General features: G+C 61.5%; 19 protein-coding genes. 12 read left to right on the top strand and 7 right to left on the bottom strand.

Going from position 1 to position 24608, the window contains the following annotated elements; genetic code table 11:
• Positions 1-1204, top strand: a 1204-nt coding sequence (locus AC1ECN_RS07965) for an acetate--CoA ligase (protein ID WP_477952662.1), incomplete at its 5' end; no start/stop codon positions are given.
• Positions 1205-1410: 206 nt separating this feature from the next.
• Here the strand turns inward: AC1ECN_RS07965 and AC1ECN_RS07960 are convergent.
• Positions 1411-1635: a DUF1674 domain-containing protein gene (locus AC1ECN_RS07960; RefSeq protein ID WP_018071898.1), complete on the bottom strand. Its 225-nt coding sequence runs from the start codon at positions 1633-1635 to the stop codon at positions 1411-1413.
• A 111-nt stretch (positions 1636-1746) separates the two neighbouring features.
• Between AC1ECN_RS07960 and htpX the strand changes: the two genes are divergently transcribed.
• From htpX to purH, 4 genes are all read left to right on the top strand, one after another.
• Positions 1747-2709 carry a zinc metalloprotease HtpX gene (gene htpX / locus AC1ECN_RS07955; protein WP_018071899.1) on the top strand — a complete coding sequence of 321 codons (963 nt, stop codon included), beginning with the start codon at positions 1747-1749 and terminating at the stop codon, positions 2707-2709.
• Complete coding sequence (locus tag AC1ECN_RS07950) at positions 2700-4088, top strand: RsmB/NOP family class I SAM-dependent RNA methyltransferase (protein ID WP_477952659.1); 1389 nt, start codon at positions 2700-2702, stop codon at positions 4086-4088. Before htpX ends, AC1ECN_RS07950 begins: the two co-directional genes overlap by 10 nt.
• Before the next feature lie 216 nt (positions 4089-4304).
• Entirely contained in the window at positions 4305-5978 is a 1674-nt protein-coding gene (locus AC1ECN_RS07945; RefSeq protein WP_018071901.1) for a heparinase II/III family protein, read from the top strand.
• A gap of 205 nt (positions 5979-6183) precedes the next feature.
• A complete protein-coding gene (gene purH, locus AC1ECN_RS07940; protein WP_130673306.1) occupies positions 6184-7800 on the top strand; it encodes a bifunctional phosphoribosylaminoimidazolecarboxamide formyltransferase/IMP cyclohydrolase in 1617 nt (538 codons plus the stop codon).
• 52 nt (positions 7801-7852) lie between these two features.
• Here purH and AC1ECN_RS07935 read toward each other — a convergent pair whose 3' ends face one another.
• The 3 genes from AC1ECN_RS07935 to AC1ECN_RS07925 form a co-directional block, all read right to left on the bottom strand.
• The gene (locus AC1ECN_RS07935; RefSeq protein WP_024320548.1) at positions 7853-9241 is read right to left on the bottom strand and encodes an MFS transporter; all 1389 of its coding nucleotides are present in this window, start codon (positions 9239-9241) and stop codon (positions 7853-7855) included.
• A gap of 27 nt (positions 9242-9268) precedes the next feature.
• Positions 9269-14044, bottom strand: coding sequence for an NAD-glutamate dehydrogenase (locus tag AC1ECN_RS07930; RefSeq protein ID WP_130662513.1), 4776 nt, complete (start codon positions 14042-14044; stop codon positions 9269-9271).
• A 61-nt stretch (positions 14045-14105) separates the two neighbouring features.
• Complete coding sequence (locus tag AC1ECN_RS07925; RefSeq protein WP_477952656.1) at positions 14106-14348, bottom strand: hypothetical protein; 243 nt, start codon at positions 14346-14348, stop codon at positions 14106-14108.
• On the opposite strand from AC1ECN_RS07925, the gene pdxY reads away from it, so the two are divergent.
• From pdxY to AC1ECN_RS07910, 3 genes are all read left to right on the top strand, one after another.
• Positions 14320-15195 (top strand): pyridoxal kinase PdxY, encoded by an 876-nt coding sequence (pdxY, locus tag AC1ECN_RS07920; protein ID WP_026170891.1) that lies wholly within the window; start codon positions 14320-14322, stop codon positions 15193-15195. The genes AC1ECN_RS07925 and pdxY overlap by 29 nt on opposite strands.
• A 71-nt stretch (positions 15196-15266) precedes the next feature.
• Positions 15267-15908 carry a carbonic anhydrase gene (locus AC1ECN_RS07915; RefSeq protein ID WP_018071906.1) on the top strand — a complete coding sequence of 214 codons (642 nt, stop codon included), beginning with the start codon at positions 15267-15269 and terminating at the stop codon, positions 15906-15908.
• Positions 15909-16004: 96 nt separating this feature from the next.
• On the top strand, positions 16005-17624 hold the full coding sequence (locus AC1ECN_RS07910) for a GGDEF domain-containing protein (RefSeq protein ID WP_024320543.1): 1620 nt from the start codon (positions 16005-16007) through the stop codon (positions 17622-17624).
• Between the two features lie 67 nt (positions 17625-17691).
• On the opposite strand, the gene AC1ECN_RS07905 is transcribed toward AC1ECN_RS07910, so the two are convergent.
• From AC1ECN_RS07905 to AC1ECN_RS07895, 3 genes are all read right to left on the bottom strand, one after another.
• A complete protein-coding gene (locus tag AC1ECN_RS07905; RefSeq protein ID WP_024320542.1) occupies positions 17692-18513 on the bottom strand; it encodes a lytic murein transglycosylase in 822 nt (273 codons plus the stop codon).
• Positions 18514-18785: 272 nt separating this feature from the next.
• Complete coding sequence (locus AC1ECN_RS07900) at positions 18786-19820, bottom strand: aspartate-semialdehyde dehydrogenase (protein ID WP_017966032.1); 1035 nt, start codon at positions 19818-19820, stop codon at positions 18786-18788.
• 111 nt (positions 19821-19931) lie between these two features.
• Complete coding sequence (locus AC1ECN_RS07895; protein ID WP_018481442.1) at positions 19932-20144, bottom strand: hypothetical protein; 213 nt, start codon at positions 20142-20144, stop codon at positions 19932-19934.
• Positions 20145-20231: 87 nt separating this feature from the next.
• Here AC1ECN_RS07895 and AC1ECN_RS07890 point away from each other — a divergent pair, with 87 nt between their 5' ends.
• The 4 genes from AC1ECN_RS07890 to AC1ECN_RS07875 all read left to right on the top strand — a co-directional run bounded on the left by AC1ECN_RS07890 (position 20232) and on the right by AC1ECN_RS07875 (position 24547).
• On the top strand, positions 20232-21986 hold the full coding sequence (locus AC1ECN_RS07890; protein ID WP_130673303.1) for an alkaline phosphatase: 1755 nt from the start codon (positions 20232-20234) through the stop codon (positions 21984-21986).
• Positions 21987-22082: 96 nt separating this feature from the next.
• Positions 22083-22544 carry a hypothetical protein gene (locus AC1ECN_RS07885; protein ID WP_130673302.1) on the top strand — a complete coding sequence of 154 codons (462 nt, stop codon included), beginning with the start codon at positions 22083-22085 and terminating at the stop codon, positions 22542-22544.
• 6 nt (positions 22545-22550) lie between these two features.
• Positions 22551-23243, top strand: a complete 693-nt coding sequence (locus AC1ECN_RS07880) for an ABC transporter ATP-binding protein (RefSeq protein ID WP_130673301.1) — start codon at positions 22551-22553, stop codon at positions 23241-23243.
• Positions 23240-24547, top strand: a complete 1308-nt coding sequence (locus AC1ECN_RS07875; RefSeq protein ID WP_130673300.1) for an ABC transporter permease — start codon at positions 23240-23242, stop codon at positions 24545-24547. The genes AC1ECN_RS07880 and AC1ECN_RS07875 overlap by 4 nt, the downstream gene beginning before the upstream one ends.
• Positions 24548-24608: the final 61 nt, after the last annotated feature.

Genomic DNA, 24608 nt, shown 5'->3' with positions numbered 1-24608 from the left:
GAAGATGAAGGCGGAAGACCCGCTGTTCATTCTTTATACCTCAGGCTCGACCGGCAAGCCGAAGGGCGTGCTGCACACGACGGGCGGTTATCTCGTCTATGCGGCGATGACGCACGAATATGTCTTCGATTATCACGACGGCGACGTCTACTGGTGTACGGCCGATGTCGGCTGGGTCACCGGTCACTCCTACATCGTCTACGGGCCGCTTGCGAACTGCGCGACGACGCTGATGTTCGAGGGCGTGCCAAATTTCCCGGATCAGGGCCGTTTCTGGGAAGTCATCGACAAACATAAGGTCAACATCTTCTATACGGCGCCAACGGCGATCCGCTCGCTGATGGGCGCCGGTGACGACTTCGTCACCCGCTCGTCGCGCTCGTCGCTGCGCCTGCTCGGCACGGTGGGCGAGCCGATCAATCCCGAGGCCTGGGAATGGTATTACAATGTCGTCGGCGACAAGCGCTGCCCTGTCATTGACACGTGGTGGCAGACGGAAACCGGCGGCCATATGATCACGCCGCTGCCTGGCGCCACCGATCTGAAACCCGGTTCGGCGACGACCCCGTTCTTCGGCATCAAGCCGCAACTGGTTGACAATGAGGGCAAGGTGCTAGAAGGCGCGGCCGACGGCAATCTCTGCATCACCGACAGCTGGCCGGGCCAGATGCGCACGGTCTATGGCGATCACGAGCGCTTCATCCAGACCTATTTCTCCRCCTACAAGGGCAAGTATTTCACCGGCGACGGCTGCCGGCGCGATGCGGATGGTTATTACTGGATCACCGGCCGCGTCGACGACGTGCTGAACGTCTCCGGCCACCGGCTCGGCACGGCGGAGGTGGAATCCGCTCTCGTCTCGCACAATCTGGTCTCGGAAGCCGCGGTCGTCGGTTACCCGCATCCGATCAAGGGTCAGGGCATTTATTGCTATGTGACGTTGATGGCCGGCCACGAGGGATCAGACGCGCTTCGCCAGGATCTGGTGAAACATGTTCGTACCGAAATCGGGCCGATCGCCGCGCCCGACAAGATCCAGTTCGCACCCGGCCTGCCGAAGACACGCTCCGGCAAGATCATGCGCCGCATCCTGCGCAAGATCGCCGAGGATGATTTCGGGGCGCTCGGCGACACCTCGACGCTTGCCGATCCGGCAGTGGTGGACGATCTGATCGCCAACCGGCAGAACAAGGCGACCGCCTGATCGATCGAGCCGCTCCAGCCCGTTCGGGCTTCCGGGGCGGCTCGTTTTGCTTGCGCATTGTTGCTGCGTGGTTTGCGGCCTCCAGCATATCCCGGGGCGAAGCCCCGGAGAGAAGATTGCCGCCAGAATGCGGCCAAATACCTGTCGGCAGAATGTCGTTAGCCGGATTCTCGGCCACGACAAGAGGAACAAATAGGAATTTTGACTTAGAAATCGATCGCTCGGCCATTGATTTCGTAATCGCCGAAGCGCGCCGGCTCGGCTCCGCCGCGGCCGCCGATCTCCGGCGGCAACTCCAGCGGTTTCAGTTTCTTTCGCCGCTCTTCGGCTTCAGCAAGGGCGCGTCTGGCAGCCGGGGACAGTATCTTGCGCGGCGGCTCTGTTCCCTCGGCCGTCGGCGTTTCGCTATTGTCGTTATCGGCGTCCTGCATGGCCGTCTCCTGCCGGAAAATATTGAAAATGGCTGGTGAATAACCAAATCATAATGCGCCGGTGCCGGGATTGAAAGCTTGTGACGCCGAAATCGGAGATGGAGATCCGCAATGAACCTCGTTCGCACTGCCATGTTGCTTGCCTTCATGACGGCGCTTTTCATGTTTGTCGGCTTCCTGATCGGTGGTCGGGCCGGCATGATGATCGCGTTCGTCATTGCCGCCGGCATGAATTTCTTCTCCTACTGGAATTCCGACCGCATGGTGCTTTCGGCTTATCGCGCGCAGGAGGTCGACGAGCGCAATGCGCCGGAATTCTTCCGGATCGTGCGCGATCTCGCCCGCAATGCCGGCCTGCCGATGCCGAAGGTCTATCTCTACGACAGCCCGCAGCCGAATGCCTTCGCCACCGGCCGCAATCCCGATAATGCCGCCGTCGCCGCCTCGACCGGCCTGCTCAGCGCCTTGTCTCCCGAGGAGGTCGCAGGCGTGATGGCGCATGAGCTCGCCCACATCCAGAACCGCGACACGCTGACGATGACGATCACGGCAACACTTGCCGGCGCGATCTCGATGCTCGGCAACTTCGCCTTTTTCTTCGGCGGCAACCGTGAAAACAACAACAATCCGCTCGGCTTCGTCGGCGTTATCGTGGCGATGATCGTGGCGCCGCTCGCCGCCATGCTGGTGCAGATGGCGATCAGCCGGACGCGCGAATATTCGGCAGACCGCCGCGGCGCCGAAATCTGCGGTAATCCGCTCTGGCTCGCTTCGGCGCTCGGCAAGATCGCGCGCGGCGCGGCCCACGTGCCGAACGCGGATGCCGAGCGCAACCCGGCGACGGCGCATATGTTCATCATCAATCCGCTCTCCGGCGAGCGCATGGACAATCTGTTTTCCACGCATCCGAACACGGAAAACCGCATCGCCGCGCTGCAGGACATGGCGCAAAGCGGTATGAATGTCTCGACGTCGCCGGCTCGTGCTGCTAATCCGTCGCGCAAATCGCGCTCTGTTCCGGATACGGGTCTTGGTCGCGGTGGTTCGCAACCGCCAAAAGGTCCGTGGTCTTGAATTCAGACGGCACGAAGAAGCCATTCCGCAAGCATACGCCCTCCACTGAGCGCTCTGCGCCTGATAAGCTTGGCCTGCAGGCCCGCGCTGCGGCGGCAAAAATTCTTGCTGCCGTCGTTGACCGCAAGCTGCCGCTCGACGGCGCTCTCGATCATGAACACGGCAATCCGGCCTATAGGGCGCTCGGCGAAAGCGACCGGGCGCTCGTCCGTGCCATCCTGAACACGACGCTGCGCCATTTGCCGCGTATCGATGCCGCGATTGCCGGGCTGCTGGATTCGCCGCTGCCGGAGGGCGCAAGGGCGCTGCATCACGTGCTCGCAATCGGGGCGGCGCAGATCCTCTATCTCGACGTGCCGGATCATTCGGCTGTCGATCTCGCCGTCGAGCAGGCCAATCAGGATCCGCGCAATCGCCGTTTCGCCAAGCTGGTCAATGCCATCCTCCGCCGGCTCGGCCGCKAGAAGGAGCAGGTGCTTGATGAGATCGGCAAGGTCGCGCCGATGCCGGCCTGGTTCATCGCCAGGCTGGAAAAGGCCTATGGCCGGGACGCGGCGCTGGCGATTTCGGAATCCCAGCTCGAACCGGCTGCAATCGATCTGACCGTCAAGTCCGACCCCGAAGGCTGGGCGAAGCGGTTGAACGGCGTCGTCCTGCCCACCGGCGGCGTGCGGCTCGCCGCTTTCGACGGCGGCATCCCTTCGGTCGAAGGCTTCGACGAGGGCGCGTGGTGGGTCCAGGATGCGGCCGCAAGCATCCCGGCGAAGCTTTTCGGCGATCTCTCGGGCAAACGCACCGCCGATCTCTGTGCTGCGCCCGGCGGCAAGACGGCGCAGCTCATCCTTGCCGGCGGCGCAGTCACTGCACTCGACCAGTCGGAAAATCGGCTGAGACGGCTGCGCTCGAATCTCGACCGGCTCGGCCTCGAGGCGGAGACGATTGCGGCAGATCTGACGACATTCGAGCCGGCGGAGCGTTTCGATGCGATTCTGCTCGATGCCCCTTGCTCTTCTACCGGCACGACACGCCGGCACCCTGACGTGTTGTGGACCAAGGGGCCCCAGGATATCGCCAGGCTGGCGGCGCTGCAGGAACGGCTGCTGCGGCATGCGCTGACATTGCTGAAGCCGGGCGGCACGCTGGTTTTTTCGAATTGTTCGCTCGATCCTGTCGAGGGTGAGGAAGTCGTCGCCCGTGTTCTTTCCGATACGGATGCGATCGAGCGCGTTCCGATCGGCGCCGGGGACTGGCCCGGCCTTGAGGCAGCGATCACGCCGCTCGGCGAATTCCGCACGCTTCCCACCATGCTGAAAATGCCTGAAGGCATTGCCTCCGGCCTCGACGGCTTCTATGCGGCTGTGCTGCGGCGCGTGGCCTGATTGCAAGGCTTGAGCGCTCGCGGTGAGCCTGCACTAAACGAGGTGTTTCATAGCCTCGTTTCACGCATGCCGCTCTCCAAAACCGCCCGCATGATTTCAGGTGAAACGCGTTAATGTGCGTATATTCGAACCTTGTCACGAATTAATTCATTGCGGACGATGAAATCGGCCACTTTTCACCTATTCTTAACCACGAGGGTCAATAGACAATAGAATATGCAGTCCGGTCGGCGTTTTGCGAGCATGTATGTTCGGGAGGCTTGGCGGCGCGCCTTGCGCCGCGTCGCGTTGCTGCGCCTGAAGCTCTTTCGTCATTCGATCAAGGTGCCCGAGCGTCTGATCGTCGCGCCGACCGATCTCCGCAGCATCGATCCGCATGTGGCTGACGAGATTCTCAACGGACGGTTTCTCCTGGCCGGGCGCATGCTGGAAACCAACGAGAAGTCGCCCTTCACCTTCACCCTGCCCTCGCGCCCCTTCGCGATCCGTCTTCATAGCTTCGGCTGGCTGCGGCATATGCGGGCGAACAAGACGGAGCGGAGTTCGGCTGCCGCCCGCGCGATCGTCGACAGCTGGCTTTCCATCCATGCCGGTCGCATGGAGGGGATTGCCTGGGAGACCGACGTCACCGCCCAACGCGTTATCGCCTGGCTGTCGCATTCGCCGGTGGTGCTGCAGAATGCCGACCGCGGCTTCTATCGCCGCTTCATGAAGTCGCTGGCGTTCCAGGTGAGGTTCCTGCACCGCATGGCGCCGTTTACTCTCGGCGGCCTGGAGCTGTTTCGGCTGCGCATCGCCCTCGCCATGGCCTCCGTCGCCATGCCGGCGCGCGCCTCTACACTGAGAAGGGCGGCACAAGCGCTCGACCGCGAATTCGATAGCCAGATTCTATCGGATGGCGGCCATGTGTCGCGCAATCCGCGCGTCGGGCTGGAATTGCTGCTCGATCTGCTGCCGCTCAGGCAGACCTATGTCAATCTCGGTCATGACCTGCCGCAGAAGCTGATCTCCGGCATAGACCGCATCTATCCGGCATTGCGGTTTTTTCGCCATCAGGATGGGGACTTGGCGCTCTTCAACGGGGCGACCTCGACGCTCGCAAACGAGCTGATGTCCGTGCTGCGATATGACGAGACAGCCGGTCAGCCTTTCAAGGCTTTACCGCATTCGCGTTATCAGCGGCTTTCCGGGGGCAAGACGGTGATCATTGCAGATACCGGCACGCCGCCTTCGGGAGGCGCGCTTCGGACCGCGCATGCGGGCAGCCTCTCCTTCGAGATGTCGTCCGGCCGCCATCGCTTCATCGTCAATTCCGGTTCGCCGAAATTTGCCGGGCACCGCTATGTCCAGATGGCGCGCACAACGGCGGCACATTCGACCGTCATCCTCAACGACACCTCGTCCAGCCGTTTTTCGCCCTCACCCTTCCTTAGTCACGCGATTACCGAACCGGTGAGGACAATCACCGTCGAGCGTGCCGAAACCGAGGACGGACGCGACGGCATCAAGCTCAGCCATGACGGTTATCTCAGGGTGTTCGGGGTGCTGCACGAGCGTGAGTTGACACTCAATGCCGCAGGCTCGATCGTGACAGGCCGCGACCGGCTCGTCGTCCGCGAAGGATATGAGCATGACGAGCCTCTGAAGGCTGTCGCCCGTTTTCATATCCATCCCTCAATCGTCCTGCATCAGAGTGACGGAGAGTCCGTGCTGCTGACGGCGCCGGACGGCGAAAGCTGGTTGTTTTCGGCGCCCGGCAATGAAGTGCTGATCGCCGAGGACATTTTCTTTGCCGACAGCTCCGGCATCTGCGGTTCGGACCAGATCGAAATCGACTTCGATCTTGCCGAGAAGACAGAAATCCGCTGGTTCCTATCTCGTAAAAGCTAGCGGCGGATGATCTAGGCCGAGTGGCCGAAKATTGGGATCGCATCCACATCAAAGAAGTAAGGTATGATGCTATCCAAAAATGGCTCGTGCTTTTCGACATCTGCTCTGACGCCTGTTTGCCTGGCGGCAAAGCTGTGCTAACGCGGCGCCAGCATGCGAACATCCCTTGCGGATGTCCTCCCGAAGCCCGAACGGAGAAGGTTTCATGGCCGTCATTTCCAAGAAGATCCCCGCCCCCGACAAGGTCGAAATCAAGACCGCGCTCATCTCCGTCTTCGACAAGACCGGGATCGTCGAACTCGCCCACGCCTTGTCTGCCAGAGGTGTGCGCCTGCTCTCGACCGGTGGTACCTATAAAGCGATCACTGCTGCCGGTCTTGCCGTCACCGATGTCTCCGAAATCACCGGTTTTCCCGAGATCATGGACGGGCGCGTCAAGACGTTGCACCCAATGGTGCATGGCGGCCTGCTGGCGATCCGTGACGACGGCGAACACCAGGATGCGATGAAAACACACGGCATCGAGGGCATCGACCTCGCCGTCATCAACCTCTACCCCTTCGAGGAGGTGCGCGCCGCCGGCGGCGACTATCCGACGACCGTCGAGAATATCGACATCGGCGGTCCGGCGATGATCCGCGCATCGGCCAAGAACCATGCCTATGTGACGACCCTGACCGATCCGGCCGATTATGCCGAGCTGCTGGAACAGCTTTCCGCAGATGACGGCAAGACCGCCTATGCCTTCCGCCAGCGTATGGCCGCCAAGGCCTATGCCCGCACCGCCGCCTATGATGCAATGATCTCCAACTGGTTCGCTGAGGCGCTGTCGATCGACACGCCCCGCCACCGGGTCATCGGCGGCGCGCTGAAGGAAGAGATGCGCTACGGCGAAAACCCGCATCAGAAGGCCGCCTTCTATGTGACCGGCGAGAAGCGCCCGGGTGTTTCGACGGCCGCTCTTCTCCAGGGCAAGCAGCTCTCCTACAACAATATCAACGATACGGATGCGGCCTACGAACTCGTCGCCGAGTTCCTGCCTGAGAAGGCGCCGGCCTGCGCGATCATCAAGCACGCCAATCCCTGCGGCGTCGCCACCGGTTCGAGCCTAGTCGAGGCCTATCGGCGGGCGCTCGCCTGCGATTCCGTTTCCGCCTTCGGCGGCATCATCGCGCTCAACCAGACGCTGGATGCCGAAACGGCCGAAGAGATCGTCAAGCTCTTCACCGAAGTGATCATCGCGCCGGATGTCACGGAGGAGGCGAAGGTGATCGTCGCCCGCAAACCGAACCTGCGACTGTTGTCTGCCGGTGGCCTGCCCGATCCGCGTGCCGCGGGCCTGACGGCAAAGACCGTTTCCGGGGGCCTGCTCGTCCAGAGCCGCGACAACGGCATGGTCGAGGATCTGGAACTCAAAGTCGTCACCAAGCGCGCACCGACGGCGCAGGAACTTGATGACATGAAGTTCGCCTTCAAGGTCGGCAAACATGTGAAGTCGAACGCCGTGGTCTATGCCAAGGACGGCCAGACGGCCGGCATCGGCGCCGGCCAGATGAGCCGCGTCGATTCCGCCCGCATCGCCGCGCTGAAGTCCGAAGAGGCCGCCAAGGCGCTTGGCCTCGCAGTGCCGATAACACACGGGTCGGCGGTCGCCTCCGAAGCGTTCCTGCCTTTTGCCGACGGTCTTCTGTCGATGATCGCCGCAGGGGCGACGGCGGTAATTCAGCCGGGCGGTTCGATGCGCGACCAGGAGGTCATCGATGCCGCCAATGAACACGGCGTTGCGATGGTCTTCACCGGCATGCGTCATTTCCGGCACTGAATGAGGATTGGGCGCGGTCACGCGCTCATCTCCGGCTTGATCGGGCTCGTTCCTATGCCCGATCGGCCGGATAGGGCGTGCGGATCAGGAGCACCAGTCCGCCGGCGAGAAACAGGATCAGCGTTGCCATTCCGAGCCGCGGTGATCCGCTCATATAGGTCACCAGCGAGAAGAGCAGCGTCGCCATGAAACTGGTGGCGCGGCCCGAAAGCGCGTAGATGCCGAAGTAGCGACCGGCTTCCTCCGGACTGACGCTGCGGGCGAGATAGGAGCGCGACGAGGCCTGCACCGGCCCGAAGGCGAGCCCGATCAGCAGACCATAAAGGATATAGGCCTTTTCCGCTGCCGTGCCGAAAAGGCCGCCGGAATCGGCCGTCGGCAGCGGCATCAGTCCGAACAGGGTGTAACCCGGTCCTGTCGAGATGATGCCGATGGTGGCGAGAAGCAGCATGGTGAGGCTGATGACGACGGTCACCTTCGAACCGACGCTCTTGTCGACGCGGCCGGCGATCAGGCAGCCGAAGATCGCGACAACATTCAGGATGATGCCGTAGATGCCGATTTCGATCGTCGCCCAGCCGAACATGCCGGCCGCGAAGATACCGCCAAGGATCAGCAGGCCGTTGACGCCGTCTTGATAGATCATCCGGGCGATGAGGAATGTCAGGATGCCGCGACGCTCTCTGAGTTCGCCAAGCGTGTTTCTGAGTTCCCGCAAGCCGGAGCGGACGGCGGTACCGAAGGGAAGACCCCTGCCGACATCCGGCGTGAAGAAGAACATCGGCAGGATGAAGATCAGATACCAGACGGCCGAGATCGGCCCGGTGATGCGTGCATCCTGGCCGGTCTGAGGATCGAGGCCGAATAGGGGATCGAGGCCGAGGATGGTCTTGCCGCTCTCCGGGCTCGCCGCCAAAAGCGTCACGACGGCAATGAGCACGATGATGCCGCCGAGGTAACCGAGCCCCCAGGCGGTGTTGGAGAGCTTGCCGACCTCGTGCTTGCCGACCAGGCGCGGCATCATCGAATCATTGAAGACGATCGAAAACTCGGCCGAGATCGAGGCGAGGATCATGAAAATGACGGGATAGACAACAGGTGAACCGGGGGCGGCAAACCATAGGCAGGAGAGGCTGGCGATCTTGATGATCGCGAAGAAGCCGATCCAGGGTTTGCGTGCGCCGGACTGGTCGGCGATCGAGCCGAGAACGGGTGAGAGCAGGGCGATAATCACCGAGGAGATCGTCGCCATGTTGCTCCACGTCGTCTGCGCGGAAACCGGGTCATCGGTCAGGCGGGAAACGAAATAGGGCCCGAAGATAAAGGTTGTGACGACGGTAAAGAAGGGCTGTGCTGCCCAGTCGAAGAACATCCACCCCCAGATGCCCTTCTCCGTGGCCTTCGGCGGTTGCGTTCCTGTCCAGTCAATGCGATTCAACATCCGCTCCTTGTTTTGACGCGGACTGTCTCACCTCGCCCGGTCGCGCGCAAGATCGGTCAGGATACCTGCAGCAACGGTAATACGCGCGAGATTGGGATCGCCGCCGTCGCTGAGGCTTGAAAGCTCCTCGAGGATGCGGTTGATGCGGATGCGATCCTGCGCATGCCAGGCTTGAACGGGAAGCTTTTCCTTGCCGTGATCGGAAAGGGCCGAGATGACGATGTCGCGCCTTGCGCTGGCGATTTGGTCGATGCTGCGGGCAAGCGCCAGATTCTCGTAATGGTCTGAGGTGAGGATCCGCCCGCCCGCCGCCAGCAGCCTGCCGATACGGAAGGTTTGCGACACAGCGATGTAGTTCTCGGCGGCGCGCACCAGGGGTTCGCCGGTGCGTTCGGCGATCTGCATGATCTCCGGCACCAGTGCGAAGATCGGGAGGCTGGCGATCTCGGCCGCGAGTTTTTCGGGCAGGCCCGCCTGGCTGTACTCCGCCTGACGCACGGCGACCTCGCCGGCCAACTGTCCGGCGAAGGCGGTTTTCAGCCTCCTCAGGGCCGCCTGCAGCCGGCTAATCACTTCCGCCATATCGACCTTGGTCATGCCCGTCTTCAGCAGCAGGCGCGTCAGTACGACAAAGCTGTGGCTGATCTCCTCGTAGATGCGGTTCTGCATCTGGCCTGATATCTTGCCGTCCAGGGCGTCCGTTTCGGCCCAAAGGCGGGTCAGATCGAAACCGTCGCGGGCAACGATTGCGGCGCGCACCACTTCCGGTGCCGAAGCTGCCGTCGCGTCCATCATGGCGACGGTGAAGCTTGGCCCGCCACGGTTGATCGCTTCGTTGGCAAGCACGGTCGCGACGATTTCGCGCTTCAGGCGGTGGTTGGCGATATCGCCGGCATTCGACTTCTGCATCTTCACGGGGAAATAATTCAAAAGCGTTGCGATGAAATAGGGATCGTCAGGCAGGTCGCTTGCGGCCAGCGCATCGAAGAGCACGATCTTGGCATAAGACACCAGCACGCCGATTTCCGGCCGCGTCAGCGGCTTGCCGGCCGCATAGCGTTCGGCGAGGGTCTGGTCGTCCGGCAGCGTCTCGACCTTGCGGTTCAGCTGGCCGGCGCCCTCAAGCACGCTCATGAAGCGTCCAAGCTGCAGACCGTTTGCCGTGCCCTTGCGTTCCGTCAGGGAGATCGCCAGCGACTGCAGGTAGTTGTTGCGCAGCACCAGGGTCGCTACCTCGCCGGTCATCGATGAAAGAAGCTGGTCGCGTTTTGCGCGCGTCAGGTGTCCGTCATGCATGGCGGCTGCCAGCGCGATCTTGATATTGACCTCGACGTCCGAGGTGTTGACGCCGGCTGAGTTGTCGATGGCGTCGGAATTGCAGCGCCCGCCCTTCATTCCGTAGGCGATGCGGCCTTTCTGGGTAACGCCGAGGTTTGCGCCCTCGCCGATCACCTTGGCGCGCACCTCCACCGCGGTGATGCGGATCGGGTCATTGGCGCGGTCGCCGACTTCGGTGTCGGTTTCGGACGGGGCTTTCACATAGGTGCCGATGCCGCCGAACCAGAGCAGGTCGACCGGGCTCTTCAGGATCGCCATCATGATCTCGAAGGGCGTGGCCACGGCCTTGTCGATACCGATCGCGGCAACCGCTTCCGGCGTCAGCGTGACCGATTTCGCTGCGCGGGAAATGATCATCGCACCTTTCGACAGCACGCTCTTGTCGAAATCCTGCCAGCTTGAACGCGGCAGGTCGAAAAGCCGTTGGCGTTCGGCCAGCGTCTTTTCCATATCGGGGTCGGGATCGATGATGATGTCGCGGTGATCGAAGGCGGCAATGAGCCGGATCTTGGGAGAGAGCAGCATGCCGTTGCCGAAGACGTCGCCCGACATGTCGCCGACGCCGGCAACGGTGAAGGGCGTGGTCTGGATATCGATGTCCATTTCACGGAAATGGCGTTTCACGGTTTCCCAGGCGCCGCGGGCAGTGATGCCCATCTTTTTATGGTCGTAACCGGCCGAGCCGCCGGAGGCAAAGGCGTCGTCCAGCCAGAAGCCGGCTTCCTGCGCCAGTGCATTGGCGGTGTCGGAGAAGGTCGCGGTGCCCTTGTCGGCGGCGACGACGAAATAGGGGTCGTCGCCATCGAGCCTGACCGTATCTTTCGGCGGCACGATATCGGCGCCGGATATATTGTCGGTGATCGAAAGCAGCGTGCGGATATAGGTCTTGTAAGCCTCGCGGCCGGCATTGAAGATCTCGTCGCGGCTGCCGCCGACGGGAAGCTTCTTTGGATAGAAACCGCCCTTGGCGCCGACCGGCACGATCACCGCGTTCTTGACCTGCTGGGCCTTGACGAGGCCGAGCACTTCGGTGCGGTAATCCTCGGCGCGATCCGACCAGCGCAGGCCGCCGCGCGCCACCTTGCCGAAGCGCAGGTGCACGCCCTCCACCTCGACGCCATAGACGAACATCTCGCGGAAGGGTTTCGGCTGCGGCAATCCGTCCACCAGATGCGGATCGAGCTTGAAGGCCAGCATCGGCTTCGGCGAGCCATCCGGGTTCTTCTGGAAATAATTGGTGCGTAGCGTCGCATCGACGATATTGACGTAGCGGCGCAGGATACGGTCGTCGTCGAGGCTCGGCACGTCGGCAAGCTCGGCTTCGATCGCCCGGTGCAGTTCGGCAAGCTTCTTGACGCGAGCCTTTTCCGAAAGCCTGGTGTCGAGCGTGTCATGGAAGAGACGAAAGATAGCAGCGGCGACACCAGGATATTTGTCGAGGGTCGTCGCGATATAATCCTGCGAATAGGCGATGCCGGCTTGACGGAGATAACGCGCATAGGCGCGCAGAACGTTCGTCTCGCGCGCGGAGAGCCCGGCTGAAAGGATCAGCCGGTTGAAGCTGTCATTGTCGATCGTGCCGGCGAAGGCGGCGACGAAGGCTTCCTCGAGGGCGGCGCCGTAACGCTGCAGATCGATTTCGTCGCCGTTGCGGGCCTCGAGTTCCATGTCGTGCAGCACGACGAGTTTGGTTTCTCCATCAGCGGCAGGCACCCCGATGTCGAAGGTGCGTTCGCTGACGACATTGAAGCCGAGATTCTCGAGAAGCGGCACCCGGCGCGACAGCGCCAGCTGGCCGCCGGCGTGAAAGATTTTCAAGGAAAGGGTGCGGCCCTGTTCTTCCTGACGATGGTAGAACTGGATGCGAAGCGGCTCGCCGGCGGCGCAGGCGCCGATATCGGCGAGGTCGGCCACGGTTTCCTCCGGAGTGAAGGAATCCTGGAAGGCTTGGTCGACCGATATCTTCGGCGCCTTGGCCCCGGCCAGCGCCTCGAAACGGTCGTCCCAGCGGGCGGTGATCTCGCGGATCACCTGCTCGAGTTTTGCCTGCGGAATGCGTGGCGTCTTGCCGCCCGAGCGGCCGATGATGAAATGCACGCGCGCCACGCCCCCCTCCGGGAAAGCCGGGTAATAAGCGGAGACACGGCCGTCATAGACAGTCTTCAGATAGGTGCCGATCCGTTCGCGTACGATCGAGTCATATTCCTCGCGCGGCACGTAGATGATTACCGAGACGAAGCGGTCGAAATGGTCGATGCGCGGCAGGACGCGCACGCGCGGCCGATCGGCCAGGTCGTTGATCTGTTCGGCAAAACTTGCAAGCAGCGTCGTGTCGATCTGGAAAAGGTCGTCGCGCGGATAGGATTCCAGCGTGTTGTCGAGCATGCGGCCGGAATGGCTCATCGGGTCGAAGCCGAAATGCTCCTTCACCTTCTCGATCTTGGAACGCAGCAGCGGGATTTCGGAGGCAAGCGACGTATAGGCGGTCGAGGTGAAAAGGCCGACGATGCGCAGCTCGCCGGTGACGTTGCCCTCAGCGTCGAAGCGCTTGACGCCGACATAATCCATATAGGCGCGGCGATGGACGATCGATTTCACATTCGCCTTGGTGACGATCAGGAAGTCGGGGCCGTCGAGGAAGGCAAGGATCTCAGGCGTTGTCGTGACGGCGTCCTTGCCGGTGCGCAGCACCAGAACATCGGGATTGGAAAGGATGCCGAGACCAGCACCCTTGTCGCGTTCGACCTTGGCATCGATCCCCTTGCCGGAATAGACATATTCCCGCATGCCGAGGAAAGTGAAATTCTCATCGCGCAGCCAGGTCAGGAAAGCGACGGCTTCGTCGCGATCGGCCTTCTTCCGGCTGGTGCCATTGGCCGCAAGCTCGGCGATCACTCCGTCGATCTTGGAAAGCATCGGCTTCCAGTCGGACACCGAGAGGCGGACCTGTTCGAGCACTTTTTCGATGCGTTTGACGAGATCGGCCGCCTGGGCGGAATTGAGCGGCGCAACATGAAGCTGGATATGGCTGACGCGGTTGGCCGGATCGCTTGGGTGATCGGCAGAATAAAGCGCCGGCGCCTTGCCCTTTTCCATGACCAGGATGGGATGCACGGCCATGAACAGGTCGCGATAGGTGCTCGTCACTTCGCCCATGACCGATTCAAAAAGAAAAGGCATGTTCTGGTCGGTGACTGAAAGCACCGAGACCGCGATGCCACCAGGCGTCACATCGGCAATGGTGTCGATGCCTACGCGGGGCGCCTTGCCGTTCCAGGCGTCGAGTTCCTTTGCCGAATGCACGGCGGAGAGTGCCAGCATTTCCGGTGTATAGAGTTCGAGATCGTCATTGCTTGCCCGGCCGAAGAGAATTTCCGGATCGAGATGCGTCTCACCCGTCGCCTTGGCGATCTTGCGCGCGCTTTCGATCTGCTTTTCCCGTTTCGGATTGTTTCTGGCAGCCATGGATCGCCTCCCTCAATGTCTGATTTTTCGCAAGCTAGCAGAAGATTCTTCGAAAAAATCCCTAAAAGAGAGGTCCGAAGGATTGTTTTGACGCTTTTTGGCKCTGGAAATGAGAAATTGTAAGAGATTTTCCGCTTTCGTCGCCAAATGAAAGAGAAAGTCCCGTCTTCCGGTTTTTCGTTGCGGCGAACATTTCCACGCTCGCATGAAGAATGGTTGACAGCGTGGCGTCAAAAAGATCATCAAACGCGGTCATCATTCGGATCTTGGATATCATGTCGGAAAATGCAGCGGGCGCAGTCATCGTCATCTCCAGCCATGTGGTGCGCGGCTCGGTCGGAAACCGGGCAGCCGTCTTTGCATTGGAGACGCTCGGTCATCCGGTCTGGGCCCTGCCGACCATCGTGCTGCCCTGGCATCCCGGCCACGGCCGCTCGACGCGACTGACTTTTGCGGAAACGGATTTCGACGCGGCGATCGACGACCTGATCCGCGCGCCCTGGATCGGTGAAGTCAAGGCGGTACTTTCGGGCTATTTCGGCAATGCCGCCCAGGCGCGCTCCGTCGCCCGGCTGATCGGTGCGCTCAGGCAAAACAATCCCGAGCTGCTCTATGTCTGCGATCCTGTCATGGGTGATCTCGGCGGCCTTTATGTGCCGGAAGCGACCGCAGAGGCCATTCGCGATCATCTCATTCCGCTCGCCTCGCTCGCGACGCCGAACCGGTACGAGCTCGCATGGCTTTCGGGGGCAGCCCTCGACGACAACAGCACGATTATGGAGGCAGCGCTCGCGCTCGGACCATCGCGCATGCTCGTCACTTCAGCCGTGCCAATGATGGCGGGCGGTACCGGCAATCTTTATCTTTCCGGTCGCCACGCGCTTCTTGCCGAGCACCGCGTCGTCGAAAACCCGCCGAATGGTCTTGGCGACCTGCTCGCCGCCGTCTTCTTGTCGCGCCTGCTTTCCGGGCTTGAGGACGAAAAGGCGCTGCAGCTTGCCACCGCCAGCGTCTTCGAGGTGCTTGCGCGTGCCGTCAAGCGCGGCAGCAACGAGTTGATGCTGGCAAGCGATGCTTCCAGCCTTTCGACGCCGATGGCCATGGTGCAGATGCGCCGGCTCGTGCACCCGGCGCAGCGGCGGAAAAAGTGACGCATCTGCCAATATGTTCATTTTGCGGTGCAGCAGTTGATCTTGTCGTCCGCGCGCGCTAATCGAGAAGCATGCAGCGTTTTCCAAACCCTCTTCTGGACGGCTATCGCAACTTCATGAACGGGCGTTATGCCGACGCCCGCGACAGGTATCGGCAGCTCGCCGAAAACGGTCAGAATCCCCATACGCTTGTCATTGCCTGTTCGGATTCTCGCGCGGCACCGGAGCTGATTTTCGATGCCGGTCCGGGCGAGCTCTTCGTCATCCGCAACGTCGCCAACATGGTGCCGCCCTACGAGCCGGATGGCCATTTTCATTCGACCTCGGCCGCACTCGAATTTGCCGTGCAGGTGCTGAAGGTCTCGGATATCGTCGTGATGGGCCATGGCCGCTGCGGCGGCATCCGCTCAGCGCTCGATCCGAATGCCGAGCCATTGTCGCCCGGTGACTTCATCGGCCGCTGGATGTCGCTGGTCAAACCTGCCGCCGAGCAGATCCAGAGCAACGACGTGATGACGACCGCCGAGCGGCAGACGGCGCTTGAGCGTGTCTCCATCCGCAATTCAATCAACAATCTCAGAAGCTTCCCGGACATCAAGGCTCTCGAGGAAGCGGGAAGCCTTCATCTCCACGGCGCCTGGTTCGACATTTCGACCGGTGAACTCTGGGTCATGGACGCCGAGACACGCGACTTCATTCGTCCCGAAATCTAGGGACATGCCGGTTTATCACTTTTTTAAGGATTGTTGCTAAGCTCGCCGTCAATTGGTCGCGCACGACCGACGTTTTGATCACCGTGGCGATTGGCGATGAAGTTCGAAACCATCAAAAAGGTTATTCTGGCCGCCATTCTGCTGCCCTTCGTCTTCATGCTCATTGAAGGCGTCGTCGTCATTCGGGCTTCGGTCACTCAATACAGGGATCTCGAAAAGGACCGGCAGTTTGCCGATGTGCTCGCCCGTGGCGGGTCGATCGCCGCCACAGAGATCCTGAGTGAAATTGGTGCCACCCGCCTCTATCTCGCGCGTCCCAACAGCAGGACTGCCGCCGACATGCAGCAAAGCCGGGTGACACTCGATCACGAACGCCGCGCTTTTTATGCCAGCCTGCCCTCCCGCGATGCGCTCGACGAGGGCCTCGTCGGCGAATTATCAATTCTCAGCCTTGCCTACAGTCGCATCGTTGCCGCGCGCAGCGCCGTCGACCAGGGGCGTTATACCGGCAGCGATCCGGGTTCCATCTACTGGTATGCGGCTCTCAAGCAGCTTGCTGTCGTCGATGCGCTTTCACCGCTGATCAGCGATCCGGTGCTGCTTGAGAAATCCAACCAGCTAATGGGCATCCTGCTGACCTACTACGGCGAAAGGCTGATCACCGGGATCGGCACCCGTTATCTCAACCAAGGCGTTTCCGCCAGATTGCCGGTGGAGCTCTTCATGCAGGGCAAGGTCATGCTCGGCGAGGGCATGGATCACATGGTCTTCCATTCCTCCGCGCCGATCGTGCGCACCATTGTTGCTTATCTTGGCCGCAGCAGCCAAGTGAAGGCGAATGCGATCACCGATGCCATCCTCGCCGGATCACGGCCGACACGCGCGGTGCATGACGCCTGGGCCGCCGCGCAGAGCGAGCGCATGACCTTCCTGCAGCAGAAGATGATCGAGGCTGCAAAGGACATTCACGAGACCGGCGAAAACCTGTCGACGCGCTCGCACATACACCTGACGCGGATCCTGGCGTTGTGTGCCGGCCTGCTGATTCTCGCCACATTGGTGCTGCTGCTGGCGGCAAAAGGCCTGCGCCTGATCGACCGGCTGACCCAGGATCGGGAGACGCTGGTGGGCGAGTTGCGCAGCGCCGCCCAGACCGATCTTCTGACCGGCCTTTACAACAGGCGCGGCTTCGAGGTCGCCGCATCCGCACTTCTGACACAGGCCGAGCACGGATCACGCTGGATTTCCGTCGTGCTGTTCGACCTCGATCATTTCAAGAAGATCAACGACGTTCACGGGCATGACGCCGGCGACGCCGTGCTCCGGCAGGTCGCGGGCGTTGCGCGCCAGAATTTTCGTTCCTTCGATCTGCTGGTGCGCCACGGCGGCGAGGAGTTCCTGGCGCTTCTGCCGGATTCGACGCCTGATGATGCTGCAATCGTTGCCGAGCGTGTGCGGCTGGCGATCGAGGCGGCGGAAATCCCCCTGCCGAGCGGCGATGTTCTTAAGGTGACGGCGAGTTTCGGATGCGCCGGACGGGCAAATGAAGCCTCCAACCGGAACTTTGAGGATCTGGTCAAACGCGCCGACCTGGCGCTTTACGCCGCCAAGGCCTCCGGCCGCAATTGCGTCGTCTCGGGACCAACCCTGCCGGCCCCAGTGCAGGAAGAACGACGCAAGGCGGCGTCCGGTGGCGGCGTTGATTCCCGCATATGAAAAACGCCGCATATCGCAGCGGCGTTTCGGGTATTGGTGTCGATGAAGGCTTATCCGCCGTAAAGACCTATCTGCCGTCGATCTGCTGACCGATATAGGCGATCGCCTGCTGGTAGACGCTGGCGGCGTTCCAGCCCTGGATGGCGACGAAATTCGGCTCTCCAGGCTGGTAGCCGGCGCCGGCGCGCCAGCCATGGCCCTTGAGGAAATTCGCTGTCGAGGCCAGCGCATCGGCGCGGGAACCGACCATGTCGACGCGGCCGTCACCGTCGCCGTCGGCGCCGAAGCGCACGACGTTGCGCGGCAGAAACTGCGTCTGGCCGATTTCACCATGTGCAGCACCCTTGGCCTGAGGGTTCAGATAACCTTCGGAGACGAGTTGGAGCGCGGCATAGAGCTGGTCGGTGAAATATTCCGAACGACGGCAGTCATAGGCAAGGGTCGAAACAGCCGACAGCGTATGTTGGTTGCCCATATAGCTGCCAAAACCGGTCTCCATGCCCCAGATCGCAATCAGCGGGCCGGCCGGAACGCCGAAACGGCGCTCGATGGAGGCAAAAAGCGCCTGATTGGCGGCCTTCATGCTGCGGCCGCGGGAGATGACGGTGGCCCCGCCGCGCTTCTGCATGAAGGCGTCGAAGGACAGTTTGAAGCTCTTCTGGCCGCGGTCGGCGGCGATCGTCGGTTTGTTGTAATTGACGTTGGCGAAGGCACGGTCGAGGACCGAGCGGCTGACGCCGTTCGCCGCCGCTTCCTGCTTGAAGTCGGCGACCCATGCACTGAAACCACTGCTATTATTGCCGCATTGGGCGCCCTGGGCCGCTGCCGGCAGCGCGTGGAAAACGCCGGCTGCCGTAAACGCGGCCAGAAGGAATGTTGTCATGCGCATGAGAAACCCCGCTCCGGTCTGCTGAAGCGCGCCACGGCCGATCGAAACCATGCGACGCGCCTTAAGTCTTCGTTCTGTTCATGTCTGTGCCAAAACCGCTTCACGGTTTCGGGCGCCATACCTTGGCTTGACGCCGGGCAGAATGCCAGCCGAAGGCGATCTTGTCACGATCACCTTTTAGTAAGCGCTTATGGATAGAGAGCGCCTACGGCTCGGCAAAAAGCCCTGCCTTCATCAGCAGGGCTTTAGCATATTATGGTTTACAAATGGTATCAGGCGGCCTGTTTGCGCGGCTTGACAAGGCCGCGATTGACGAGCAGCTCGGCGATTTGGATGGCGTTCAACGCAGCACCCTTGCGCAGGTTGTCGGAAACCACCCAGATGTTCAGGCCATTTTCGACTGTCGCATCCTCGCGGATGCGCGAGATGTAGGTCGCATCCTCGCCGGCGGATTCATATGGCGTGATGTAGCCGCCGTCCTCGCGCTTGTCGATGACGAGGCAGCCCGGTGCGTCGCGCAGGATGTCGCGGGCCTGGTCGGCGGTGATCTCGTTTTCGAATTCGATGTTGACCGATTCCGAATGACCGATGAAAACAGGCACGCGCACCGCCGTGCAGGTCACCTTGATCTTCGGGTCGAGCATCTTCTTCGTCTCGGCCAGCACCTTCCACTCTTCCTTGGTGTAGCCGTCCTCCATGAAGACGTCGATGTGCGGGATGACGTTGAAGGCGATACGCTTGGTGAATTTCTTGTTCTCGATCGGATCGGCGACGAAGACGGCGCGCGTCTGATTGAAGAGCTCGTCCATGCCGTCCTTGCCGGCGCCGGAGACCGACTGGTAGGTCGAGATGACGACACGCTTGATCTTGGCGAAGTCATGCAGCGGCTTCAGCGCCACCACCAGCTGGGCGGTCGAGCAGTTCGGATTGGCAATGATGTTGCGCTTGGTGAACTGGCTGATGGCATCCGGGTTCACCTCAGGCACGATCAGCGGCACGTCGGCGTCGTAGCGCCAAGCCGAGGAATTGTCGATGACAATGCAGCCCTGCTGGCCGATCTTTGGGGAGAACTTCTTGGAAATCTCGCCGCCGGCCGACATCAGGCAGATGTCGGTATCGGAGAAATCGTAATTCTCCAGATTGGAGACCTTCAGCGTCCGGTCACCGAAGGAAACCTCGGTGCCCTGCGAACGTGAGGAGGCGAGTGCCACAACCTCATCGGCGGGGAAGCCACGCTCTGAGAGGATGTTGAGCATCTCCCGGCCAACATTTCCGGTCGCTCCCGCAACTGCTACTTTGAAACCCATTTTTCAAGCTCTCTTTCTCTTCTCTCCTCTTGTCCGGTGAGGGGAAAGGCGCGACTAATCGCGTCTTCCTGTCCCCAGCCGAGCCGGGGAGAGAGCGGCAGGCCAGAGACGTCAGACGGTTTTCGTCGTCGTTTTGGCCTTGGTTTTGGCAGAAACCGGAACGGCAATATCCACCCCGGCAACCCGTGCCCGGTCATTGCATTCGGCAATGGCGTGTTCGTCGCGAACCATGGAGATTCCTTTTCCGTTGTTGCTCTTAGAAGGTTTTCCACAGGAGTCAAGGTTTTTGCGAGCAGAGCCGGCAGGCGAAAGCGGCGGCCGCAATGCTGCGACGTTTTGTCATGCCGCTGTCATCCTCGGGAGGTATCCCGGCCGGGTTGTTAATGTCTGCAACGAAAACGGGGGTTTTCCATGCGTACGCTTCTCGCCGCCTTTGCGGCCACCACCATCCTTGCGGGCGCCGCTCAGGCGACGACGGTCTATCCGCTTGATCGCGCGACGATTCTTGCCGGTTCGCCATTCGATTTCAAGGTGGAGCTCAACAAGCAGGTCAAGCCCGAAGACGTGAAGATCACCGTCAATGGCCAGGACTACAAGACCGTCCTCGGGGGTGAGGCGCAGTTCGTCGAACTGGAAAAAGGCAAGGATGACAAGGCTCTCGGCTCCGCTATCTTGCTGCGTGGCCTGAAGATTTCCGCTCCGGGCGACTACAAGATCGAAGTTGCGGCCGGAGACGAAACGAAGTCCGTCACTTGGAACGTTTATGAAACAGCCGCCCAGCCGAAGGCAAAGAACATCATCTTCCTGCTGGGTGACGGGCTTTCCGTTGCGCATCGCACCGCTGCCCGCATCATGTCCAAGGGCATGACTGAAGGTAAGGCGAATGGCCGCCTGAATATGGACGATCTCGAGCGTATGGCTTTTATCGGCACGTCGGCGACGAATTCCGTCGATACGGACTCGGCCAACACCATGTCCGCTTACATGACGGGCCACAAGACAGCCGTCAACGCGATCGGCGTTTACGCGGACCGTACGCCGGCCTCCCTCGATGACCCGCGTGTTGAAACCTTCGCAGAAGCCGTTCGCCGCCTGACCAAGAAGTCGATCGGCATCGTTGCAACGGCCGAGGTCGAAGATGCTACGCCGGCTGCGGTCGTTTCCCACACCCGCAACCGCAACGACAAGGCCGACGTCGTCGGCATGCTGCTCGACGTCAAGCCTGAGGTCCTCCTTGGCGGCGGTTCGGCCTATTTCCTCGGCAAGGAAGTCGCCGGTTCCAAGCGCAAGGACAACCAAGACTACATCAAGCTGTTCCAGGATGCCGGCTACAAGCTTGCGACCGACAAGAACGAGCTCGCAGCCAATGCATCGGCTGAAGGCAGTCTCCTCGGTCTCTTCCACACCGGCAATATGGACGTCACGCTTGATCGCGAGTTCCTGAAGAAGGGCACCGTCGACAAGTTCTCGAACCAGCCGGGTCTCGTCGCCATGACCAAGGTTGCGCTCGACCGCCTTTCCAAGAATCCTGATGGCTTCTTCCTGATGGTCGAAGGTTCCTCGATCGACAAAATGTCCCATCCGCTCGATTGGGATCGTGCCGTCATCGAAACCATCGAATTCGACCAGGCCATCGGCGTTGCCCGCGAATTCCAGAAAGCCCATCCGGACACGCTGATCGTCGTCACCGGCGACCACACGCATGGCGTATCCATCATCGGTACCGTCGATGACGAAAAGCCCGGCACGGAAATGCGCGAAAAGGTCGGGACCTATGCCGAAGCCGGCTTCCCGAACTACAAGGACGAAAACGGCGACGGCTATCCCGATAAGATCGACGTCAGCCGCCGACTGTTCCTGAGCGCCAATAACGGCCCCGATCACTACGAGACCTTCCGTCCGAAGCTCGATGGTCCGTTCGTTCCGGCTGTCCAGAACGAAAAGAAGGAATATGTCGCCAACGAACAGTATAAGGATGTTCCCGGCGCGGTCTTCGTTCAGGGCAATATTCCGAAGAGCGGCGATAGTGGCGTCCACGCAGTCGACGACGTCGTCCTGCAGTCGGCAGGTCCGGGCGCCGAAGGTTTCCATGGTTACATGGAACAGAGCGATGTCTATCGCGTGCTCGCCGATACCTTCGCTCTCGGCGCCAAGCAGACGAACTGATCTGCCGATCCGGCCAGGCCGCTTGCCGGCCTAGCCTCTTTCATCGATCATGGTCCCGGCCGTTCAGCGGCCGGGATTTGCTTCTTGGAGGTCGCCATGGAAACACTTTCTTCTTTGCATCTCAGCCGCCGCCGGCTGATCGGCGCCGCCATTATGTTTCCCTTCACCGCTCCCCTCGTTCACGCTGCCGATTCTTCGCTTGCGTTCGGTGAGCTCTACGGCAAGTTCGGCGTGCTCGGCCTCGAATTCTCCGACAAGGTGAAGCGCCTTGCCGGTCAGGACATCAGAATGAAGGGCTTCATGGCGCCGCCATTGAAGGCCGAGGCCCAGTTCTTCGTGCTTACCGAAGTGCCAATGTCGCTCTGCCCTTTCTGCTCCTCGGATGCGGACTGGCCTGATAATATCGTCGTCGTCTATCTCTTGGAGAAACAGACCTTCGCGCAGCCGCGCCAGACGATCGAAGTGCGCGGCACGCTGGAATACGGCTCCTGGACGGATCCGGACACCGGTTTCGCCAGCCTGTTGCGCATCCGCCAAGCCGAATATTCCGCCGTTTGAACCGATATGCTCGCTCTCGATATCGAAAACCTGACCATTGCCTTCCCGGGCCTGTCCTCGCCGGCACTGGCGATCGGCCGCCTGTCGATCGATGCAGGCAGCAGGGTCGCCATCACAGGCGCTTCCGGCTCCGGCAAGAGCACCTTCGTCAATATCGTTGCCGGGCTGGAGCGAACACGGCAAGGCCGCATCCGCTGGAACGGCGAGGATATCGCGAGTTTTTCAGAAAACCGGCGGGATAGGTTCCGTGCCGCCAATATCGGTCTGGTCATGCAGGAGTTTCATCTCTTCCCCGGCCTGTCGGCGCTGGAGAACGTATTGCTGCCGGCGCGGCTTGCCGGCGCTGCCACGGCTGATGTCATCGAGCGAGCGCATACGCTTTTGAGCACGGTCGGTCTTTCCCGCCCCGGCCAGAAAATCGAGACCATGTCGCGCGGCGAAATGCAGCGTGTGGCGATCGGCCGGGCGCTGCTGCGCAAGCCCGGCGTCATCATCGCCGACGAGCCGACTGCAAGCCTCGATGCCGAAAGCGGCGAGGCGGTCGGCGATCTTCTCCTCGACCTTGCCATTGCCGAAGGCAGCACGCTGATCGTCGTTTCACACGACCAGCGCCTGGCCAGCCGCCTCGACCGGCGCATCACCTTCGGCTCCGGCCGGATCAGCGAAGATTCCGCGTCGACGGCGGGAGAGGCTGCATGATCCGCTTCATCCTTTCCGATCTTCGTCGCCTCTGGGCGGGGTCGCTGGTGGTCGTGCTGCTGGTGGCGCTTGCGACGGCGCTCGGCGTTTCTGTCGTCCTGCAGGAGCGGGCGCTTCGTCTCGGCAGCGCACGCGCTGCCGACAAATTCGATCTTGTGATCGGCGCCGGCGGCAGCGAGACGCAGCTCGTACTGTCCTCCGTCTTCCTGCAGCCCTCGCCTTTGCCGTTGATGCCGGGTGAAGTGCTGGGCAAACTTGCGACAGATCCGCGGGTCGATTGGGCGGCCCCGATCGGCTTCGGCGATTCCTTCTCCGGCTATCCGATCATCGGCACAACGACCATGCTGGCGCAGAACCTGTCCGGCGAGTTGGCCGAAGGCAAGATTTTTGCGCGCGAGGGCGAGGCGGTGATCGGCGCCGCTGTCAAGCTGCCGCTCGGTGGCGAGATCAAGCCGATGCACGGGTCGCTGGAAGAGGGCGGCGAGACCCATACCCAGCTCGTCTATCATATCGCCGGCCGCTTGCGGCCGACCGGCACCGCCTGGGACCGGGCCATTCTCGTTCCCATCCAAGCCGTCTGGCACATCCATGGCATGGAGGCCGAGGAACATGCGGAGGACGGTGAGCACGAGCATGAAGCGGCGTCCGGAACGGATAGCGCTGAACATGGCCATGCGCATGAGAAAGCCGGCGCTGATCACGATGGGCATGGGCATCACGGGAAAGTCGATCCGGATGCCGCGCTTGATGAGACCTGGACTGTGGGTGCTCCCGGCCTTCCCGCCATTCTCGTCAAGCCGAAGACGATCGCCGATGCCTACAAGCTGCGACAGGACTATCGCAGCGGCAATACCGTCGCCGTCTTTCCCGGCGAGGTGCTGACCAATCTCTACGCCACGCTCGGCGACGCCAAGCAGATCCTCGTCGCGGTCGCCTCCGGCGCGCAAGCTCTCGTCGCAGCCTCGCTGGTGCTGGTCACGGTCATCCATATCGGCCAGCGCCGCCGCCAGATCGGCGCGCTGAGGGCCTTCGGCGCCCCACGCGGCGCGATTTTCGGCATCGTCTGGGTGGAATTCTTCTTCCTGGTGGCGGTTGGCATCGCACTTGGATTCGCACTCGGTTATGGCGCGGCCCTCATCTTGTCCGGTATGTTCTCGCAAACGAGCGGGGTCGCCATGTCGGTCAGCTTTGCCCGTGAAGACGCCGGGCTTGCGGCAGTGCTGCTTGGCTTTGCCACAATTCTCGCTGCGCTGCCGGCAGTGCTCGCCTATCGGCAATCGCCGGCGCAGGCGCTGAGAGCATAAAGGGTCCACGTCGCAAACCGCAGTGAAACCTGCTCCAAACCTCCGGCAGCTCAATCGGCAC

It is taken from the genome of Rhizobium sp. 01N447_2 (genome assembly GCF_056399245.1).
Note: the sequence above shows the minus strand (reverse complement) of the source record. Positions and strands in the feature narration are given on the sequence as shown.

What these genes read in the sequence shown, in the direction of transcription:
- htpX (WP_018071899.1), top strand. Translation starts at nt 1,747, where the DNA reads ATGAACCTCGTTCGCACTGCCATGTTGCTTGCCTTCATGACGGCGCTT.
- AC1ECN_RS07945 (WP_018071901.1), top strand. Translation starts at nt 4,305, where the DNA reads ATGCAGTCCGGTCGGCGTTTTGCGAGCATGTATGTTCGGGAGGCTTGG.
- AC1ECN_RS07880 (WP_130673301.1), top strand. Translation starts at nt 22,551, where the DNA reads ATGCTCGCTCTCGATATCGAAAACCTGACCATTGCCTTCCCGGGCCTG.
- AC1ECN_RS07910 (WP_024320543.1), top strand. Translation starts at nt 16,005, where the DNA reads ATGAAGTTCGAAACCATCAAAAAGGTTATTCTGGCCGCCATTCTGCTG.
- AC1ECN_RS07935 (WP_024320548.1), bottom strand. Translation starts at nt 9,241, where the DNA reads ATGTTGAATCGCATTGACTGGACAGGAACGCAACCGCCGAAGGCCACG.
- AC1ECN_RS07890 (WP_130673303.1), top strand. Translation starts at nt 20,232, where the DNA reads ATGCGTACGCTTCTCGCCGCCTTTGCGGCCACCACCATCCTTGCGGGC.
- AC1ECN_RS07900 (WP_017966032.1), bottom strand. Translation starts at nt 19,820, where the DNA reads ATGGGTTTCAAAGTAGCAGTTGCGGGAGCGACCGGAAATGTTGGCCGG.
- AC1ECN_RS07960 (WP_018071898.1), bottom strand. Translation starts at nt 1,635, where the DNA reads ATGCAGGACGCCGATAACGACAATAGCGAAACGCCGACGGCCGAGGGA.
- AC1ECN_RS07930 (WP_130662513.1), bottom strand. Translation starts at nt 14,044, where the DNA reads ATGGCTGCCAGAAACAATCCGAAACGGGAAAAGCAGATCGAAAGCGCG.
- AC1ECN_RS07905 (WP_024320542.1), bottom strand. Translation starts at nt 18,513, where the DNA reads ATGCGCATGACAACATTCCTTCTGGCCGCGTTTACGGCAGCCGGCGTT.
- purH (WP_130673306.1), top strand. Translation starts at nt 6,184, where the DNA reads ATGGCCGTCATTTCCAAGAAGATCCCCGCCCCCGACAAGGTCGAAATC.
- pdxY (WP_026170891.1), top strand. Translation starts at nt 14,320, where the DNA reads ATGTCGGAAAATGCAGCGGGCGCAGTCATCGTCATCTCCAGCCATGTG.
- AC1ECN_RS07885 (WP_130673302.1), top strand. Translation starts at nt 22,083, where the DNA reads ATGGAAACACTTTCTTCTTTGCATCTCAGCCGCCGCCGGCTGATCGGC.
- AC1ECN_RS07875 (WP_130673300.1), top strand. Translation starts at nt 23,240, where the DNA reads ATGATCCGCTTCATCCTTTCCGATCTTCGTCGCCTCTGGGCGGGGTCG.
- AC1ECN_RS07915 (WP_018071906.1), top strand. Translation starts at nt 15,267, where the DNA reads ATGCAGCGTTTTCCAAACCCTCTTCTGGACGGCTATCGCAACTTCATG.